Consider the following 18369-nt stretch of genomic DNA (forward strand, 5'->3'; position numbering starts at 1 on the left):
GTTCGTGCTGGGCCTGTCGAAGCACGGACGGCTCTCCGAATCCGTTCGTGCTGGGCCTGTCGAAGCCTGGACGGCCTCTCGAATCCGTTCGTGCTGAGCCTGTCGAAGCATGGACGGGCTCCCAGGGCTTCACGCCGCGTGCTGCGCCGGCGCCGGTGCGGCCGCCCAGGCCGCGACACCCTGCACCACATCGCCGACCACGATCACGCTCGGGCTGGCAAGCTTCTCGGCTTCGATCGTCGCCTGCAGCGCGGCCAGCGTGGTCACCGCATGGCGCTGCTTTTCCAGGCTTGCATTCTGAATCACGGCCACCGGCGTCTGCGGCGCCAGGCCTTGCAGCAGCCCCTGCTGGATATGCGCCGCGCCGCGCATGCCCATGTAGATCACCAGCGTGAGGCGCAGCGCGTTGGCCGTGGCGGCCAGCTGCGCCCAGTCGGTGTCGTCGGCGCCAGGCTTGGCATGGCCGGTGATGAACACCACGCCGCGCGCATGGGCGCGGTGCGTCAGCGGCGCGCCCAGCGAGCTCAGCCCCGCAAGGCCTGCGGTGATGCCGTTGACCACTTCCACTTCAATGCCCGCAGCGCGCAGGTGCTCGACCTCCTCGCCGCCGCGGCCGAAGATGAACGGGTCGCCACCCTTGAGCCGCACCACGTTCTCGCCATCCTGCACGGCCTGCAGCATCAGCTTTTCAATGAAGGCCTGCGGCGTGCTCTTGCAGCCGCCGCGCTTGCCGACGTAGACGATGCGCGCCGTGGGCGCCGCATGGGCGACGATGGCGTCGCTCACCAGGTCGTCGACCAGCAGCACGCTGGCCGCCTGAATGGCCTTCAAGGCCTTGAGGGTCAGCAGATCCGGGTCGCCCGGGCCCGCGCCCACGAGTGTGCAACGGCCCATGGGCAGGGAAGGAGAGATGTGGTTCATGGAATGAACTCCGTCAGGCGCTGCGCGCCAGGAGGGTCTGGGCAGGCGCGGCTTCAAGCGCCTGCACGATTTGCAGAATGAAGGCCACCTGCTGGGCAATGGCTGGCGGCACAGGCAGCTCGCCTGCGAGCACGCGGCGCGTGTAATCGGCGGTGGTGGCGATATCGATGGCTTCGGGCAGGCCCTCGACACTGCTGGCCGTGCCCGCCTGCTGCTCCTGCAGCACGCGGTGCGCGCCGTGCACGAAACCATCGTAGCGCGGCATGCGGCGCGGGTCGGCAGCGACCTCGCCTTCCAGCCCGCGCGACAGCAGCGCGCTGGCGCCCCGGCCCTGCAAACACTCCTGCAGCATGCCGGCGTACTCGGGATGGGTATAGCTCGTGACCAGCACGCAGGGGCCGGCGCAGGGCGCATACAGTTTGGCCACGCTGTGGCCCGGATTGCGCAGCCCGATCACTTCGCGCGCCGCCAGCAGCCGCGCCAGCCCGGGCTGCAGTTCGCCCGTGGCGATATGCGCCACGCTGCCGGGCGCAATCGCGGGCAGTTCGGCCGATGGATCCGCCGGCGCATGCGTGGCCGCAATGCCCAGCGCTTCGAGCACGTCGCTGGCCAGCACCCGCCGCGCCTCGGTGCGCATGCCATGCAACAGCACCGGCAGCCCTTCGCGCGCCAGCAGCAAGGCCAGCAATGGGGTCAGGACCGGCAGCCGGCGTGCGCCGTTGTAGCTGGGCAGCACCACCGTCGGGCGGCTGCCCGCAGCAAACTTGCGCGTGCGCGCATGCAGCGCGTCGAGAAAGCCGCCCATCTCATCGGCCGACTCGCCCTTGATGCGCATGGCAATGCAGAACGCGCCAATCTCCAGGTCGGTGACCTGGCCGTCGAGGACCTGCCCCAGCAGATCCTGCGCCTGCTCCCGCGTGACCGCACGCGCCCCGCGCGCGCCGCGGCCGATGTCTTTGATGTAGTGGCTGATGCCCATGGATGCGCCATCGTGGTTGGTTTAGGGCGTTATTTTCGGGCATTTCAAAGAACTATTGGTTATAAGCTGGATCGGTGGATGGGCAAGCTGCAATGCGGCTTTTGCGGGCTGTGCCGAAAGTCGGGCTGGCTGAGATCCTTGCAGTTGCAGGCCTTCAGCGGGATGGGTCATTGGCTGGCAGCTGGGGGCGCAGGCGCTTGTGTACCGTCAAAGCGCTGAACGCCGGCAAATCAGCGGCCGGCTGATCGTGCCGACGACACTTTTTCTCGACAGTGGCGCCGCGCAGCGGCGCAAGGAGTTCCACCATGAATGCTTCGACTTCCCTGACCAACGACCTGCTGGGCCAGCTGCAGGGCGCTCCCATGCAAAGCATGGCGCAGCAACTGGGCATGGGCAGCGCCGAAACCGAACGCGCCGTGGGCACGGCGCTGCCGATGCTGCTGGGCGCGCTGGGCAACAATGCCTCGCAGCCGCAGGGTGCGCTGGATCTGTTTGGCGCGCTGCAGCGCGACCACCTGGGCCAGGCCGGGGCAGGCGGCGGCCTGGGCGGCATGCTGGGCAATGTGCTTGGGGGACTGCTGGGCGGCGGCGCCGCTGCCAGCCCGGTGCCACAGGCTGCGGATAGCGCTTCGATCCTGGGACATATCTTTGGCGGCAAGCGCCAGCAGGCCGAGACCGGCTTGGCCCAGGCCACGGGGCTGGGCGCCAATGCCGGCCAGCTGCTGCAGCTGCTCGCGCCCATCGTCATGGCCTATCTCGCGCAGCGCGTGCAGTCCGGCGGCCTCGATGCCGGCGGCCTGGGCCAGGAACTGGGCCGCGAAAAAGCCCAGGTGCAGCAGCAGGGCGGCGCCGCGGGCGGGCTGTTGTCGGGCCTGCTGGACCAGAACGGCGATGGCAAGCTCGACATGGGCGACCTGTTCAAGCTGGGCGCGGGATTCCTGGGCGGCCGGCGCTGAGCGCGCCTCGCCGGCCGCCAGCGGGTATTGCATTGCCGCGCGGCTGCGCCGACACTGGACGGGCTTGTTCGACTTCAGGAGCCAGATATGACGACTGTTGCAGACATCCTGCGGGGCAAGGGCAGTGCCGAGGTGTATTCCGTGCGGCCCGAGGATTCCATGCTCGAGGCATTGCAGCGCATGGCCGAGTACCGCGTCGGCGCGCTGATGGTGCTCGATGGCGGGCAGGCACGGCATATCGCCGGTATCGTCACCGAGCGCGATTACGCGCGCAAGATCGTGCTGCAGGGCCGCAATTCGGCGACCACGCCGGTGCGCGAGGTCATGACGGCGGCCGTGCATTGCGTCGACATGGCGCAGACCTGCGAGGAATGCATGGCGCTGATGACGCGCCAGCGCATCCGCCATCTGCCGGTGCTCGACGCGCAGCAGCAGCTCGCCGGCCTGGTGTCGATCGGCGATCTGGTCAAGGCCATCATCTCCGAGCAGCAGTTCACCATCGACCAGCTCGAGCACTACATCTCCGGCCAGCGCGGTTGAGGCCTTTTGCGCGCGCCGCCGCGCCGCCGCGTCCAGGAGTTCTACACTCCAGCCCATGAGCTTGATCCTGGGAATTGAATCTTCGTGCGATGAAACCGGTGTGGCGCTGGTGCGCCTGCCCGAAGGCGGCGCCATGCCCACGCTGCTGTCGCACGCGTTGCACAGCCAGATTGAAATGCACCAGGCCTATGGCGGCGTGGTGCCCGAACTCGCCAGCCGCGACCATATCCGCCGCGTGCTGCCACTGACCGAAGCGGTGCTCACGGAGTCGGGCCTGGCCTTGGCGGATATCGACGTGGTGGCCTTCACACGCGGCCCGGGCCTGGCCGGCGCGCTGCTGGTGGGTGCGGGCGTGGCCTGCGCGCTGGGGGCGGCGCTGGACAAGCCGGTGCTGGGCGTGCATCACCTCGAAGGCCATCTGCTGTCGCCCTTCCTCAGCCAGGATCCGCCGCAGTTCCCGTTTGTCGCACTGCTGGTGTCGGGCGGGCACACGCAGCTGATGCAGGTCAATGGCGTGGGCGACTATGCCATCCTGGGAGAAACCATCGACGATGCGGCGGGCGAAGCCTTCGACAAGTCAGCCAAGCTGATGGGCCTGGGCTACCCGGGCGGACCTGCGCTGTCGAAGCTCGCGCAGGAGGGCGATCCGCTGGCGTTCAAGCTGCCGCGCCCGCTGCTGCACAGCGGCGATCTCGATTTCTCGTTTGCCGGGCTCAAGACCGCGGTGCTGACCCAGGCCAAGAAGCTGGGCGACGACCTGCCCGCGCGCAAGGCCGACCTGGCGGCCAGCACCGAGGCGGCGATCGTCGATGTGCTGGTCAAGAAGACGCTGGCCGCGCTCAAGCAGACCGGCATGCAGCGCGTGGTGGTCGCGGGCGGCGTGGGCGCCAACCGGCTGCTGCGCGCGCAACTCAATGCCGCCTGCGCGAAGATGAAGGTGCGCGTGCATTATCCCGAGCTGCATCTGTGCACCGACAACGGCGCGATGATCGCCATGGCTGCGGCGATGCGCATTCAGTCGGGGCGCGAGCAGCCCGCGGCCGAGTATGCGTTCGACGTGAAGCCGCGCTGGCCGCTGGATTCACTGGCCTGAACGCGGCGCGCACGGCGCCGGATTTCCTCTCCTGTCCACACGCAGCCTGGCCCGGCGGCGTTGCGGCGTGTGCTGCGACGTCAATTTATTTGATGCTCGGGTGAAGAATATTTCGTTTTATTGATGCGTGTCAAAAACATAGACTGGTCTCGCCGACAAGAAGGAGACAAGCGCTATGAACGAGATACACGCCGCCCCATCCGCCTGGTATGCCCAGGATGTGCGCGATGACCCGAGCTGGGTGCAGCGCCTGAGCGCCGAGGAAATCGACGGTTTCGACCAAGCCCTGGCGCATGCCAGAAGCCATTCCAAACCACTGCTTGCCATGCAGCAGCAGGATTTCCCGCTGCCTGAAGCCGCACGCAAGGCGCTGCAGCGCGCGCTGGCAACGACCCAGGGCCGCTGGGGCATGTGCCTGCTCAAGGGCTTTCCCGTGCACCGCTGGAGCGAGGCCGACTGCCGGCTGGCCTACTGGGGCATGGGGCTGTACATGGGCGTGGGTCGCACGCAGAACAAGGCCAGCGAGATCATCAACGATGTGCGCGATGCGGGCGGCGACTACAAGTCCAAGGGCGGGCGCGGCTACAACACCAATGCACAGCTGGATTTCCACCAGGACTCCTGCGATGTGGTCGCACTGCTGTGCCGGCGCACGGCCAAGTCCGGCGGCACCAGCAAGGTCATCAGCTCGATGGCGCTGCGCGAGCAGGTGCTGGCGCGCCGGCCCGACCTGATTCCCGTGCTCGAAGCCGATTTCCACCACAGCTACCAGGGCACGCAGGACCCGTCGCAGGCGCCGTTCTACCGCTGCCCGATTTTCAGCCGCCCGGGCGAGGTGTTCACCGCGCGCACCAACCGCAAGAACACCGTGGCCGCGCAGCGCGACTTCGACGAGGTGCCACGCCTCACGCCGGCGCAGACCGAGGCGCTGGACCTGCTGGACGAACTCATGCCCAGCGAACAGCTGTGCTACTCGATGGAGCTGGAGCAGGGCGACCTGCAGCTGCTCAACAACTATGTGACGCTGCACTCGCGCACGCACTTCGAGGACCACGAGCACCCCGACGACAAGCGCCATCTGTTCCGGCTGTGGCTGGCGGTGCCCGGCTCGCAGCCGCTGCCAGCGGCGTTCGAGGAGTACTTCTACGACATCCGCCCGGGCTCGGTGCGTGGCGGCGTGCGCGGCAGCGCGATCACCGACGAGTTCCTGGCCTATGAGCGCCGCCAGGCCGACGCGCTGGGCATGGTCTGCAAGCCCTGGGTGGCGGTGCGCGAGACGGCCGCCGCCTAGCCTCCGTTGCCATGCCGGGTGGCGCCGCGCATGCGGCGCGCGCGGCCTATGTGCCTTTCAACGCCAGATCATAAAAAAGAGAGACAACGATGAAACGTCGCGCCTTGTTGCAACATGCCGGTCTTGCCGCGCTGGGCCTGTCCCTGCCGGCCTGGGCCCAGACCGCGGGTGCCACCCGCATTCTCGTCGGTGCGCCTCCGGGCGGCGGCACCGACATCCTCGGGCGCGCGCTGGCGCTGGAGATGGGCAAGCAGCTGTCGCGCAGCGTGATTGTCGAGAACCGCCCGGGCGCGGGCGGCAACATCGCCGCGCTGGGCGTGTCCAAGGCCGCGGCCGATGGCGGCACGCTGCTGCTGAGCTACACCAGCCATGTGATCAATCCAGCGCTGTACCGCAAGCTGCCGTTCGATCCCGTGGCCGACTTCACGCCCATCGTGCCGATTGCCACCGCGCCCAGCATCCTGGTGGTGCCGGCCAGGTGCCCGGCCAACAACCTCAAGGAGCTGGTGGCGATGGCCAGCGACAAGCCCGGCACCATGAACGTGGCCATTGCCGGCCTGGGCGGCGCCAACCACCTGGCCGGCGAGATGCTGCGCAAGATGGCCCAGATCGATGTGCTGGGCATTCCCTACAAGGGTACCTCGGGCGCGCTCACCGACCTGATGGCGGGGCAGGTGGACATCGTGTTCTCGGGCTATGGCGCGGCTGGCGGGTTGATCAAGGCGGGCCGCGTCAAGGCGCTGGCCGTGACCAGTGCCGCGCGCATGGCGGCGCTGCCCCAGGTGCCGCCCGTGGCCGATCTGCTGCCGGGCTTCGATTACAGCGCCTGGTACGGGCTGTTCGGCCCCGCGGGCATGGCAGCGAAGGAGGTCGAGGCCCTGCGCGCCGCGGCGCATGCGGCGCAGAAGACGCCCGGCCTGCGCGAGCAGCTCGAGCGCGAAGGCATGGAACTGCTGCAGATGGACACGCCCGCGTTCCGCAGCTTCCTGGCGGCCGAACTCGACCGCTGGAAGCTGGCCGTGAAGGCTTCGGGCGTGGAGCTGATGTAGGCCGTCAGCCGATCTCCCTGGCCACATCGCCCAGCACCTGCACCAGTGCCTGGACATTGCGCTTGTCCTGATCGGCCTGGCGCATGAGCAACGCATACTGCATGCGCGGCGCGTCGGCGGGCAGGGCAACGACCTGCACCTCGTCGGCCTGCAGCAGACGCGGATCGGCAATCTGCAGCAGGGCCACGCCCATGCCCAGCCCGACCATGGAAACGATGGCCGGGATGCTGTCGAACTCCATGTCCAGCGTGCGCACGCCGTATTTCTCGGCCAGGTAGCGGCTGGCCAGTTGGCCGGTGACGGTGCTGCGGTCGTAGCCGATCAGCCGCTGCGCCGCCAGCAGCGCCTCGGGCGTCTGCTGCGTGCTGGCGCGCGGCGCAAGCAACACGAAATCGCGCTGCAGCAGCGGCTGCCACACCAGGCCGCGCGCGGTCTGCGGCTCCTGCGGCGGCAGCGCCAGCAAGGCCAGGTCCACCTCGGCCGAACGGATGCGCTGCATCAGTGCGCGGCTCTTGCCGCGGTCCACACCCACGCGCAGCAGTGGGTGGCGCTGCTGCAGCGCCGACAGCGTGCGCGGCAGCAGCAGCGGCAGCAGGGTGTCGACGATGCCCAGGCGCACCGTGCCCTGCACGCGCGTGTCGGGGCGCTCGCGCAGCGCCTCGACGCGGGCCAGCGCCTCTTCCATGATGCCGGCGATTTCATGCGCCAGCGGCACCGCGCGGATGGTCTGCCCGGAACGGTCGAACAGCGCCGTGCCCATGTAATCCTCGAGCTGCTTCATCTGCATGCTGACGGCGCTGGGCGTGAGGTTCAGCGCCTGCGCGGCCTTGGCCAGCGAGCCGGTCACGATGACGGTGTGCAGGGTATGGAAGGCGGCAATCTTCAAGGCAGTCCTTTGCTGGCGAACCCGGATGGGCAGGCCTGCGCATTATCCGCACATCGCTTCGAGGCCAGGGTTTACACAATCTTCACGCGCGTGAAGCCGACCTGACAAAGCCCGGCGGCACAATGGTTGCCATGCCTACCCTGTCACTAGAAACCCATCATTGCGCTGCGCGCCGGCCCGCCATGGCCCTGGCGGCGGCGCTGGTCGCACTGGCGCTGGCCGGCTGTGCGACGACGCAGCGCCCGGATGCGGCCCTGCCGGCAATGGCCGTGCCTGCGGCTTGGTCGCCCGACCATCTGGTCTACACCCCCGACGCCGATCCGCAATCGCTTGCCACCTGGTGGCAGCGGCTGGGCGATCCGCAATTGAGCACGCTGGTCGAGCAGGCGCTGCAGGCCAATCCCTCGCTCGCGTCGAGCCAGGCGGCGCTGCGCCAGGCGCGCGCGCAGCGCGATGCCACGGCCGCAGGCCTTTCGCCCTCGCTTGACGGGTCGGGCTCGGCGCAGCGCTCGCGTTCGGGCAATTCCACCGGCAACAGCTTCTCGCTGGGACTCGATGCCAGCTGGGAGCTCGATGTGTTCGGCCGGCTGGCCAGCGGCGTTGCGGCCAGCGACGCCGATGTGCGCACCGCGCAGGCGACGCTCGAAGGCGCGCGCGTGTCGCTGGCGGCCGAGGTGGCTCTGAGCTATATCGAGCTGCGCAGCCTGCAGCAGCGCCTGGCGATTGCGCGCAGCAATCTGGCGAGCCAGCAGGAGACGCTGCAGATCACCGACTGGCGCATGCAGGCCGGACTGACCACTTCTCTCGCCACCGAGCAGGCGCGTGCCCAGGTCGCGCAGACCGCGGCCCAGGTCCCGGCGCTCGAGTCCAGCCTGGCGCAGACGCGCCACGCACTGGCCGTGCTGACCGGCCAGAACCCGGCGGCGCTCGACACCCAGCTGGCGTCCGTGGTCCGCGTGCCGCAGGCGCCCGATGCGCTCGCGCTGCAGATTCCCGCCGAAACACTGCGCCAGCGCCCCGATGTGATTGCCGCCGAGGCGCGGATTGCCGCGGCGCTGGCGCGCGTGGCGCAAGCCGATGCCGCGCGCTATCCGAGCTTTCGCCTGGGCGGCTCGCTGGGCTTGCGCGCGCTGACCATCGGCGCGTTGACGCAGGGCAGCTCGGTGGCCAGCGCGCTGCTGGGCAGCATTTCGGTGCCGCTGCTCGATGGCGGCGCGGCGCGCGCGCAGGTGCGCGTGCAGGAGGCCAGCCTGGAGCAGGCGCGTCTGAACTATGCCGGCACGGTGCTCACGGCCCTGCAGGAAGTCGAGGATGCGCTGGCCGCGCTGCAAGGCGACGGCGCACGCATCGCACAGCTGCGCGTGGCTTCCGAAGCCGCGGCCATGGCGGCGCTGCTGGCGCAGCAGCGCTACAACAGCGGGCTGGTGGATTTCCAGACCGTGCTGGAGACGCAGCGCACGCAGCTCGCGGCGCAGGACAGCCTGGCCAACGCCGAAGCCTCGCTGGCCTCCGACCATGTGCGCCTGTACAAGGCGCTGGGCGGCGGCTGGACGCCCGCGGCGCTGCAAAGCCCAGCGGCCGTGGCCGCAACGAATTGAACGACACCTGGATTGCGCAAATGAACAAACAACAAGAACCCCAAGCCGCCACCAGCAAGCAGGCGCTGCTCGGCACCACCGTCTCGCGCCCCTGGTGGCGCCGCAGCTCGGTGTGGGTCGGCGTGGCCGTGCTGGTCGCGGCCGGCGCCGGCATTGCCTACTGGCAGTCCGTCAAGGCCGCGCGCGCGCTGCCGCAGTATGTGAGCCAGGAAGTCAAGCGCGGCAACCTGCGCCTCACCGTGGCCGCCAACGGCACGCTGGTGCCCACGCGCCAGGTGAACATCGGCAGCGAACTGTCGGGCACGGTGCGCAATGTGCGCGTCGACGTGAACGACCAGGTGAACAAGGGCCAGGTGCTGGTCGAACTCGACACCGCCAAGCTGAGCGCGCAGGTCGAGCGCTCCAGCGCGTCGCTGGCATCGGCGCAGGCCCGCCTGGCACAGGCCCAGGCCACCACCAAGGAGGCGCGCGCCAATCTGGGCCGGCTCGAGGAAGTCGCGCGGCTGTCGGGCGGCAAGGTGCCGTCGGCCTCCGAACTCGACACCGGGCGCGCGACGCTGGAGCGCGCCATTGCCGACGAAAAGGCCGCGGCGGCCTCGGTGCAGGATGCGCGCGCGGCGCTGTCGACCGACCAGACCAACGTGTCCAAGGCCTCGATCGTGTCGCCCATCGATGGCGTGGTGCTGACCCGCGCGGTCGATCCCGGCAATGCGGTGGCGGCCTCGCTGCAGGCCGTGACGCTGTTCACGCTGGCCGAGGACCTCAGGCGCCTCAAGCTTGAAGTCAGCGTCGACGAGGCCGATGTCGGCACGGTGCAGCCCGAGCAGAAGGCGACGTTCACCGTGAGCGCCTACCCCACGCGCACCTATCCGGCACGCGTCACGCGCGTGGCCTATGGCTCGACCAAGACCGACAACGTCGTGACCTATGTCGCCACGCTCGAAGTCGCCAACGAAGACCTGAGCCTGCGTCCCGGCATGACGGCCGCGGCGACCATCACCTCGACCGAGCGCCAGGACGTGCTGCTGGTGCCGAATGCGGCGCTGCGCTTCACGCCCACGGTGCCGGGCGCGGCCGCGCCCGCGGCGCGCGACAGCGGCGGCGGCATCATGGGCCAGCTGATGCCGCGCGGCCCGCGGCCCGGCGGCGGTGGCCAGCGCCGCCAGGGCGGTGCCGGCCCCAAGGCCGACGGCGCCGAGGTGCAGCGCGAAGTCTGGGTGCTGGAAAACGGCAAGGCCGTGGCCGTGAAGGTCATGACCGGCATCAGCGACGGCCGCATGACCGAGGTGCGCAGCGACACGCTGCAGCCCGGCATGGCGGTGATCACCGACCAGCGCTCCGGGAGCGCCAAATGACGGCGGCCGGTGAGCAGGCGCTGATCCGCCTGCGCAACATCACCAAGGTCTATGGCGAGGGCCGGCTGGCGTTCCAGGCGCTCAAGGGCGTGGACCTGGACATCGCGCAAGGCGATTTCGTCGCCATCATGGGCCCGAGCGGCTCGGGCAAGTCGACGGCCATGAACACGCTGGGCTGCCTCGACCGGCCGACCACGGGCGAATACCTGTTCAAGGGCGCGCATGTCGAGTCGCTCTCGCGCGACGAGCGCGCGCTGCTGCGGCGCCAGTACTTCGGTTTCGTGTTCCAGGGCTTTCACCTGCTGGCGCGCACCACGGCGCTGGAGAACGTCGAGCTGCCGCTGCTGTACCGCGGCGAGCCCACGGCCAAGCGCCATGCCGCGGCCAGGAAGGCGCTGGCCGCCGTGGGGCTGACCGGCTGGGAGCACCATACGCCGGCCGAACTCTCGGGCGGGCAGCAGCAGCGCGTGGCGATCGCGCGCGCCATCGTCACCGAACCCGTGGTGCTGCTGGCCGACGAGCCCACGGGCAACCTCGACAGCCAGCGCAGCAATGAAATCATGGAGCTGCTGTGGCGCCTCAATGACGACCAGGGCATCACCGTGCTGATGGTCACGCACGAGCCCGACATGGCCGCGTACGCGCGGCGCATCGTGCGCTTCGTCGACGGCCGCATCGACACGGACACGGTGAATCCGGCGCCCGTGGTCTGGGCGCGCGAGCAGGGCATCGCCGTGCCCACGGAGGTGCATTGATGCTGTTGAGCTCCATCCTGCTGGCGCTGCGCTCGATCCGGCGCAACCTGCTGCGCTCCTTCCTGACCATCCTCGGCATCGTGATCGGCGTGAGCGCGGTGATCACCATGGTGACGCTGGGCAACGGCGCGACCCTGGCGGTGCAGAACCAGATCTCCGGCCTGGGCACCAACCTGCTGCAGATCCGGCCCGGCCAGCGCATGGGCCCGGGCAGCGGCGGCGCGCCGACCTTCAAGGACACCTACGTCGATGCGATCGCGCAGCAGATCGGCGGCATCTACGCGGTGGCCGCCGAGGGCCGCGCCACCGCCACCGTGGTCGCGGGCGGGCGCAACTGGTCGAGCAGCGTCATCGGCAGCACCAATGAGTGGCTCAAGACCGGCAACTGGCAGCTGGCCACGGGCCGCGAGTTCACGGCCGAGGAAATCCGCGCGGGTTCGGCGGTCTGCATCATCGGCTCGACCGTGAAGCGCGAACTGTTCGGCAACGCCGATCCCATGGGCCAGCTGATGCGCGTGCGCGAGTTCTCCTGCGAGATCGTCGGCGTGCTGGCTTCGAAGGGCCAGGGCGCGTTCGGCAACGACCAGGACGACATGGTGCTGGTGCCGCTGAACACGCTGCAGCGGCGCATCACCGGCTCCAAGCGCATCAACACGCTGCTGGTGTCGATGGCCGAGGGCAGCGAGCCCGAGCGCGTCAAGGCCAGCCTGCGCCAGTTGCTGCGCGAATTGCGCAAGCTGGCCGACAGCGACGAAGACAACTTCAACATCCTCGACACCAAGCAGCTGGCCGACACGCTGTCGGGCACGACCCAGGTGCTGACCATGCTGCTGGGCGCGGTCGCGGGCGTGAGCCTGCTGGTCGGCGGCATCGGCATCATGAACATCATGCTGGTGAGCGTGACCGAGCGCACGCGCGAGATCGGCCTGCGCCTGGCGATCGGCGCACTGGAGCGCGAGGTGCTGCTGCAGTTCCTGATCGAGGCCGTGGTGCTGGCGGCGCTGGGCGGGCTGATCGGCATTGCGCTGGCCACGCTGGCTTCGGTGATCCTGGCCGGCGTGATGGATGTGCCCTATGTGTTCAATGTCAGCGTGAACGTGCTGTCGTTCGTGTTCTCGGCCGGCATCGGCGTGGTCTTCGGCTACTTCCCGGCACGCCGCGCGGCGCGGCTCGATCCCATCGAGGCGCTGCGCCACGAGTGAATCCGGCCGGCGGCCGGACGCAAAAAAACCCGGCCAGATCGGCCGGGTTTTTCATTGCCGCGCGAGCGGCGCGATGCAAGGCGCTTACTCGATGTTCAGCGTCACGGTCTTGTCGACGGGAGCCAGCTTGGCCAGGCGCAGCGTCAGCACGCCGTTCTCGAGCTTGGCGCTGCTCGCGGCCACGTCGATCTCATGACCCAGTTCCCAGGAGCGCTGCACCTTGCGCGGCGCGCCTTCGACGCTGGTCAGATGAACCTGCGCGCCTTCGAGGCGCAGCTGCAGCTGCTCGCGCGCCAGGCCGGGCACATCGAGCTGCAGCGTCGTGGACTGTTCATCCTGGGTCGCGGTGAAGGCGGCGCTCATCGAGGCAGAGGCTTCGGAAAGACGGCTCAGGGGGCTGGTCAGCGTGGACTGCAGGAAGCGCTGCAGTGCCTGGTCATGGCTGGAACGGCGGAGAACGGGGGCGGTGAAAATCATCAAATGAGCTCCAGAGTGGCTGCGCGGCGCTCGGTATGGTTGCCGCTTGGAACGAACATTTAGGCAGCAAGAATGATTTCAAGAGAAAAAAACGCGGATTTTTGTGCTAGGCAAGGGCCTTGAAAAATGCGCGTTTGGCGCAATGCGCGCGCTGCCGGCAGCTCACGGCCGCGCCTCGCGCGCCATGCGCACCTCCTCGCCCAGCTCGATCACCGACAGCGCGTAGTAGCTCGACCAGTTGTAACGCGTGATCGCATAGAAGTTCTCGGTGCCGGCGATGTACAGCGGCGCGTCGGCGCCATTGCGCAACTCCACCAGGGCCAGCGGGCCGGCATGCGCCGCGCCTGAACCATGCACGCGCGCGCCCAGCTCGAGCATGCGGGCCGGCGTGAACGTGGGCAGGATGTCGGGGCCCAGCAGCGTGGCCATCTGCTCGGGCGCGGCGTTCAGCGACACCGGGTAGTGCGTCGGCATGCCGGGCTTCCAGCCGTGGCCGATGAAGTAGTTGGCCACCGAGCCGATCGCATCGACCGGGCTGGCGAACAGGTCGATGCGCTGGTCGCCATCGAAGTCCACGGCCCATTTGGCCCAGCTCGACGGCATGAACTGGCCCAGGCCCATCGCGCCCGCATAGCTGCCGCGCAGCGCGAACGGGTCGATGCCGCCGCGGTAGGTGAAGTCCAGGAACTGCTCGAGTTCGCCGCGGAAGTATTCGGTGCGCGCGGCGGCACGCGGATGCGCCTCGGGGAAGTCGAAGGCCAGCGTGGCGAGCGCGTCGATCACGCGGAAGTTGCCCATTTGCTGGCCGTAGACGGTTTCCACGCCGATGATGCCGACGATGATTTCCGCGGGCACGCCGTACTCGCGCTCGGCGCGCGCCAGTGCCGCTTCATGGGTGTTCCAGAAACGCACGCCGGCGCGGATGCGCACCGGGTCGATGAAGCGGCCGCGGTAGTTGTTCCAGTTCCTGGCCGAGACCTGGGTCGAGGGCGTCATCAGCCGCGGCACCTGGGGCAGGAAGCGCGCCTGGCCCAGCGTCGCCTCGACCCATGCCGGCGGCAGGCCGCGGCGCGCCGCGATGTCGGCCGCCATCTGCAGCGCCTCGCCGCGTTCGGCATAGGCGGTGGTGCCCTGCACCGCGGAGCGCTGCTTCGGCTGGGCAAGAACGGGTGGGGCGACCGTGGCGGTGGCGGCGGCGAGGCAGACGAGGGCAGTGGAAAGCAGTCGTTTCATGGAGCTTGGGTGGGCGCCGGCCGGGGCCAGCGCAGGGACTTGAAATCGCGCCGCAGCCGGGACAGTTGCTGGGCAGCGGGGTGATCGGAGGAGGCGGGGGCGTAGCGCTGGTGTTCGAGGCGCAGCAGCCAGGCGGCAATGTCGGCGGCCTCGCCGCCCCAGCGGGCGCGCGCCAGATCGGCCATCGTGCGCGGGGGCGCATTCGTGGGCAATTCCAAACCCGCCTGCTGCAGCCGCGTGCAGGCCTGGCGCCGCAGGCGCTGCCAGCCGCCTTCGGGCACGTGGCGTTCGCGCCAGAGCCAGGCGCCGACCGCCAGCGCCGCGAGCGCGGCCAGGCCCGCAAGCCACTGCGCGAGCGTCTGCCATTGCGGCGTGCCCAGGGACGACAGTCCGAGCTGGCGCAGCAGATCCGCCTGGCGGCTTTGCGTGTAGTTCAGCACCCACTGGTTCCAGCCGTTGTTCACGGCTTCCCAGGCGGCACGCAGCTGCTGCACCAGGCCCGGGGCGATGACGCTGTCCATGGCCTGGCCGAAGGCGCCGCGCGGGGCGGCCAGGCGCTGGAGTTCGCTGGTGCGGCCTGGAGCGACCGCCGTGGTCGGGTCGACGCGGACCCAGCCCTGGCCTGCAAGCCAGACTTCGGCCCAGGCGTGGGCGTCGCTGTTGCGCACCGTCCAGTATCCGTCGACGGGATTGCGTTCGCCGCCCTGGAAACCGGTGACGATGCGCGCCGGAATGTCGAGTGCGCGCATCAGCACCACGAAGGCCGAGGCAATGTGCTCGCAAAAGCCCTGCTTGCTGCCGAACCAGAAGTCGTCGGCGGTGTTGGCGGCAACCACGCCGGGCTCCAGCGTGTAGCGGTAGCCGCCGGTGCGCAGGCGCGCCAGCGCGGCTTCGACCAGTGCGGCCGGTCTGGCGCCCACGTCCGCGCGCATCTGCGTGGCCAGCGCGAGGGTGCGCGGGTCGCTGCCCTCGGGCAGCGCGGTGTAGACCGCGAGCTGCGGCACGCGCTGCAGCGGGCCGTGCTGGAAATCGACATGGCTTTGCGCGCGGTAGCGCAGCACATCGGTGATCGGCCGCTGGGCCAGCCATTGCAGCTGCGGCGTCATGCGCGCACGCTGGCCGGACAACTCGGGCGCCGTGGCCGCGGCATCGAGCGTGAGCAGCCAGCGGCGGCGGCTCGGCTCGAGCGTGATCTCATAGGGCACGGCCGGGCCGCGCACCTGCAGTTGCGCGGGCAGCGAGCCTTCCCACGACTCGCGCCACTGGCGGCCGTCGAACTCCGACAGCACGGGCCCGCGGAAGTACAGTGTGGAGCGCGGCGGCGGCTCGCCCTGCGGGCTGTCGAAGCGCACGCGCAGCGCGACGCTGTCGTCGAGCGCCAGCCGCGCGACTTCGCCCACGGTCATCTCCGGCGACAGTCCGCTGCGCCCGGCCAGCTCGTCGCCGGGCATGCCCCACAGCGGCGCCATGCGCGGAAACAGCAGGAACAGCACCAGCATGACCGGCGTGCCCCACAGCGTGAGCCGGGCGGCAATGCGCAGCGAATCGGCCAGCGGCGGCCGGCCCACGGGCAGGTGGGCGTTGACCACGGCCGTGAGCAGGCCCACCAGCGCGATCAGCTGCGCCGCTGCAATCGCCAGCGACTGCGAATAGAAGAAGTGGCTCAGCAGCGTGAAGAACGCCAGGAAGAACACCACCAGCGCATCGCGGCGCGCGCGCAGCTCCAGTGTCTTGAGCGCCAGCAGCAGCACGATCAGCGTCACGCCGGGATCGCGGCCCACCAGGCTGCGGTGCGTGAGCCAGGTCGCGCCCACGGCCAGCAGCAGCAGCGCGCCCATGACCCAGCGCCCGGGCAGCGGCCGCGCGCGCCAGGCCAGCAGTCCGCGCCAGGCCAGCAGGCACAGCGCCAGGCCGAGCGTCCACCAGGGCAGATGGCTGGCATGCGGCGCGATCACCCACGCCACGACCGCCAGCACGAACAAGGTATCGCGCATGTCGCGCGGCATCGCGTCGAGGCGGGCGCGCAGGGTCATGGCGCGGCTGCCGCGGGCGCCGCATGCAGCGCCAGTGCTTCCAGGCTGCGCTGGCGGTGGGCCGCGCCGCTGTCGGGCGCAAGGCGCACGCCCCCGGGCAGCTCCAGTCCCCATTCCAGGCCTTGCGCGTCTGCGGCCAGCACCCAGGCCGTGAGGCGTGCGATGCTGGCTTCGGTGTCGACCAGGCCGGTGGCGGCGCGGTCGAGCCAGAGCCGGCCCGGCCGGGCCTGCGGCCGGTCGCGGCTGACCAGGCCGCTGCCCGTGGCCCAGGCCTGCGCGGCCTTTTTCCAGACCACCTGCTTGAGCGGGTCGCCATGGCGGTAGGCGCGCACGCCGTCGAAGTCGTCGGCGCCATCGGCGCGCGTGCCGGCGCGGCCCGTGCCCTGGGGGCGCGCGGCCGGCAGCGGCGGCGGCGCGGCCTCGGGCTGCGGATACACCAGCAGCTGCGCCGCCGGGCGCCACGGGCTCCAGGCGCGAAAGCTGCCCAGCGGAAAACGGGTTTCGGCGGTGACGCGCGGCAGCGCCTGCCAGCCCCGTTGCTGTGGCACGAACGCCAGTTCGATGACGCTGCTGGCCTGCGCCGGCACATCGGCCCAGGCCCATTGCGGCGGGCCGTCGAGGGCTTCGGTGACGGCCAGTCCGATGCCATGGCGCGCGCGCCGGCCCGGGTTGTCGAGGACGATGCGCAGCGCGCAGCGCTGGCCTGCAAACACCGGCGCGGGCGGCTGCAGGTGCAGCACCAGGCCGCGCAGGTTGGCGTGGCCCGCCAGCATGCCCGCGGCCGCGCTGCCCGCGAGCAGGAAGGTCAGCAGGTAGCCCAGATTGAGCTGGTAGTTGATGCTGGCCACCAGCAGCACGGCCAGCGTGAGCGCGAGCATCCAGCCGGCGCCCGTGGGCAGGATGTAGACATTGCGCTGGGTCAGCGCCAGCTGGTCCTTGCGCGGCAGCCGCGCGAGCCAGCGCCGCTGCAGCTGCTGGCGCAGCGCATGCTGGCGCAGCGGGCGCCACGGGTGCGGGAAGCTGCCGGCACGGGCCGGGCGCGCGCCGTTCATGCGAGCGGGGTGGCGTCCAGCATGGCACGCACCTGTTCGAGCGCGCCGCGCCCTGCATGAACCGCCGGCACCAGCCGGTGGGCCACGGTCTGCGCCAGGATGGCCTGCACGTCGTCCGGGGCGACATAGTCGCGTCCGCTGATCAGCGCCTGGGCCTTGGCGGCGCGCAGCAGTCCGATGCCGGCGCGCGGCGACAGGCCCTGCACGAACCAGCGCCCCGAGCGCGTGGCCTCGATCAGGTCCTGCACATAGTTCAGCAGCGCATCCGACGCATGCACGGCCAGCACCTGGGCCTGCAGCGCGGCGAGCTGCGCCGTGTCGATCAGCGGCTGCAGCGATTCAAGCCGGTCGCGCCGGCCGTTGCCGCGCAGCAGTTCGCGCTCGGCCTCGCGGTCGGGGTAGCCCAGCGAGATGCGCATCAGGAAGCGGTCGAGCTGGCTTTCGGGCAGCGCATAGGTGCCCAGCTGCTCCAGCGGGTTCTGCGTGGCGATCACGAAGAACGGCTGCGGCAGGTGGTGGCTGCGGCCTTCGATCGACACCTGCTTTTCCTCCATGGCTTCGAGCAGCGCGCTTTGCGTCTTGGGACTGGCGCGGTTGATTTCATCGGCCAGCAGCAACTGGGTGAACACCGGGCCCCGGTGGAAGACGAAATTTTCCTGGCCCCGGTCATAGACCGACACGCCGGTGAGATCGCTGGGCATCAGGTCGGCGGTGAACTGCACGCGCGCGAACTGCAGGCCGAAGGTATGCGCCAGCGCATGCGCGAGCGTGGTCTTGCCCACGCCGGGAACGTCCTCGATCAGCAGGTGGCCGCCGGCCAGCAGGCAGGCTACGCAGTCCTGGACCTGGGCCGTCTTGCCCACGATCACCGTGTTAAGCTGGTTCAGGATCGACTGGATGTGGGGCAGTGCTTGCATGGTCCCCACGTTATCCGAAAAACTGACTGCGG

Annotated in this window: 17 protein-coding genes; 9 read left to right on the top strand and 8 right to left on the bottom strand. The window is 69.8% G+C overall.

Features of this window, described 5'->3' with window-relative positions; translation table 11 throughout:
- Positions 1-129 precede the first annotated feature (129 nt).
- Entirely contained in the window at positions 130-921 is a 792-nt protein-coding gene (cobA, locus tag HUK68_RS05800) for a uroporphyrinogen-III C-methyltransferase (RefSeq protein WP_175503338.1), read from the bottom strand.
- Positions 922-934: 13 nt separating this feature from the next.
- Positions 935-1900: a DNA-binding protein YbiB gene (gene ybiB / locus HUK68_RS05805; RefSeq protein WP_175503339.1), complete on the bottom strand. Its 966-nt coding sequence runs from the start codon at positions 1898-1900 to the stop codon at positions 935-937.
- 305 nt (positions 1901-2205) lie between these two features.
- On the opposite strand from ybiB, the gene HUK68_RS05810 reads away from it, so the two are divergent.
- The 5 genes from HUK68_RS05810 to HUK68_RS05830 all read left to right on the top strand — a co-directional run bounded on the left by HUK68_RS05810 (position 2206) and on the right by HUK68_RS05830 (position 6829).
- The gene (locus HUK68_RS05810) at positions 2206-2856 is read left to right on the top strand and encodes a DUF937 domain-containing protein (protein ID WP_175503340.1); all 651 of its coding nucleotides are present in this window, start codon (positions 2206-2208) and stop codon (positions 2854-2856) included.
- Positions 2857-2943: 87 nt separating this feature from the next.
- Entirely contained in the window at positions 2944-3396 is a 453-nt protein-coding gene (locus HUK68_RS05815) for a CBS domain-containing protein (protein ID WP_175503341.1), read from the top strand.
- 55 nt (positions 3397-3451) lie between these two features.
- Positions 3452-4489 (top strand): tRNA (adenosine(37)-N6)-threonylcarbamoyltransferase complex transferase subunit TsaD, encoded by a 1038-nt coding sequence (gene tsaD, locus HUK68_RS05820; protein ID WP_175503342.1) that lies wholly within the window; start codon positions 3452-3454, stop codon positions 4487-4489.
- Positions 4490-4664: 175 nt separating this feature from the next.
- Positions 4665-5780 (top strand): TauD/TfdA family dioxygenase, encoded by a 1116-nt coding sequence (locus tag HUK68_RS05825; RefSeq protein WP_175503343.1) that lies wholly within the window; start codon positions 4665-4667, stop codon positions 5778-5780.
- Positions 5781-5869: 89 nt separating this feature from the next.
- Positions 5870-6829 (top strand): Bug family tripartite tricarboxylate transporter substrate binding protein, encoded by a 960-nt coding sequence (locus tag HUK68_RS05830; RefSeq protein WP_175503344.1) that lies wholly within the window; start codon positions 5870-5872, stop codon positions 6827-6829.
- Positions 6830-6833: 4 nt separating this feature from the next.
- Here the strand turns inward: HUK68_RS05830 and HUK68_RS05835 are convergent, their stop codons facing one another.
- Positions 6834-7715 (bottom strand): LysR family transcriptional regulator, encoded by an 882-nt coding sequence (locus HUK68_RS05835; RefSeq protein WP_175503345.1) that lies wholly within the window; start codon positions 7713-7715, stop codon positions 6834-6836.
- Between the two features lie 131 nt (positions 7716-7846).
- Between HUK68_RS05835 and HUK68_RS05840 the strand changes: the two genes are divergently transcribed.
- The 4 genes from HUK68_RS05840 to HUK68_RS05855 are packed head-to-tail and all read left to right on the top strand — an operon-like array spanning position 7847 to position 12625.
- Positions 7847-9313 (top strand): efflux transporter outer membrane subunit, encoded by a 1467-nt coding sequence (locus HUK68_RS05840; RefSeq protein WP_175503346.1) that lies wholly within the window; start codon positions 7847-7849, stop codon positions 9311-9313.
- A 20-nt stretch (positions 9314-9333) separates the two neighbouring features.
- Positions 9334-10668 (top strand): efflux RND transporter periplasmic adaptor subunit, encoded by a 1335-nt coding sequence (locus tag HUK68_RS05845; protein WP_175503347.1) that lies wholly within the window; start codon positions 9334-9336, stop codon positions 10666-10668.
- Positions 10665-11423 (top strand): ABC transporter ATP-binding protein, encoded by a 759-nt coding sequence (locus HUK68_RS05850; protein WP_175503348.1) that lies wholly within the window; start codon positions 10665-10667, stop codon positions 11421-11423. Before HUK68_RS05845 ends, HUK68_RS05850 begins: the two co-directional genes overlap by 4 nt.
- Positions 11423-12625 (top strand): ABC transporter permease, encoded by a 1203-nt coding sequence (locus tag HUK68_RS05855; protein WP_175503349.1) that lies wholly within the window; start codon positions 11423-11425, stop codon positions 12623-12625. Before HUK68_RS05850 ends, HUK68_RS05855 begins: the two co-directional genes overlap by 1 nt.
- 84 nt (positions 12626-12709) lie before the next feature.
- Here HUK68_RS05855 and HUK68_RS05860 read toward each other — a convergent pair whose 3' ends face one another.
- The 5 genes from HUK68_RS05860 to HUK68_RS05880 all read right to left on the bottom strand — a co-directional run bounded on the left by HUK68_RS05860 (position 12710) and on the right by HUK68_RS05880 (position 18337).
- Entirely contained in the window at positions 12710-13099 is a 390-nt protein-coding gene (locus tag HUK68_RS05860; RefSeq protein WP_390887859.1) for an Hsp20/alpha crystallin family protein, read from the bottom strand.
- Between the two features lie 165 nt (positions 13100-13264).
- Positions 13265-14335: a lytic murein transglycosylase B gene (gene mltB, locus HUK68_RS05865; RefSeq protein ID WP_175503351.1), complete on the bottom strand. Its 1071-nt coding sequence runs from the start codon at positions 14333-14335 to the stop codon at positions 13265-13267.
- A complete protein-coding gene (locus HUK68_RS05870; RefSeq protein ID WP_175503352.1) occupies positions 14332-16368 on the bottom strand; it encodes a transglutaminase TgpA family protein in 2037 nt (678 codons plus the stop codon). The genes mltB and HUK68_RS05870 overlap by 4 nt, the downstream gene beginning before the upstream one ends.
- Positions 16365-17420 carry a DUF58 domain-containing protein gene (locus HUK68_RS05875; RefSeq protein WP_175503353.1) on the bottom strand — a complete coding sequence of 352 codons (1056 nt, stop codon included), beginning with the start codon at positions 17418-17420 and terminating at the stop codon, positions 16365-16367. The genes HUK68_RS05870 and HUK68_RS05875 overlap by 4 nt, the downstream gene beginning before the upstream one ends.
- Positions 17417-18337, bottom strand: a complete 921-nt coding sequence (locus HUK68_RS05880; RefSeq protein ID WP_175503354.1) for an AAA family ATPase — start codon at positions 18335-18337, stop codon at positions 17417-17419. Before HUK68_RS05880 ends, HUK68_RS05875 begins: the two co-directional genes overlap by 4 nt.
- Positions 18338-18369 lie beyond the last annotated feature (32 nt).

It is taken from the genome of Comamonas antarctica (assembly GCF_013363755.1).
GTDB classification, from domain to species: Bacteria; Pseudomonadota; Gammaproteobacteria; order Burkholderiales; family Burkholderiaceae_C; genus Comamonas; species Comamonas antarctica.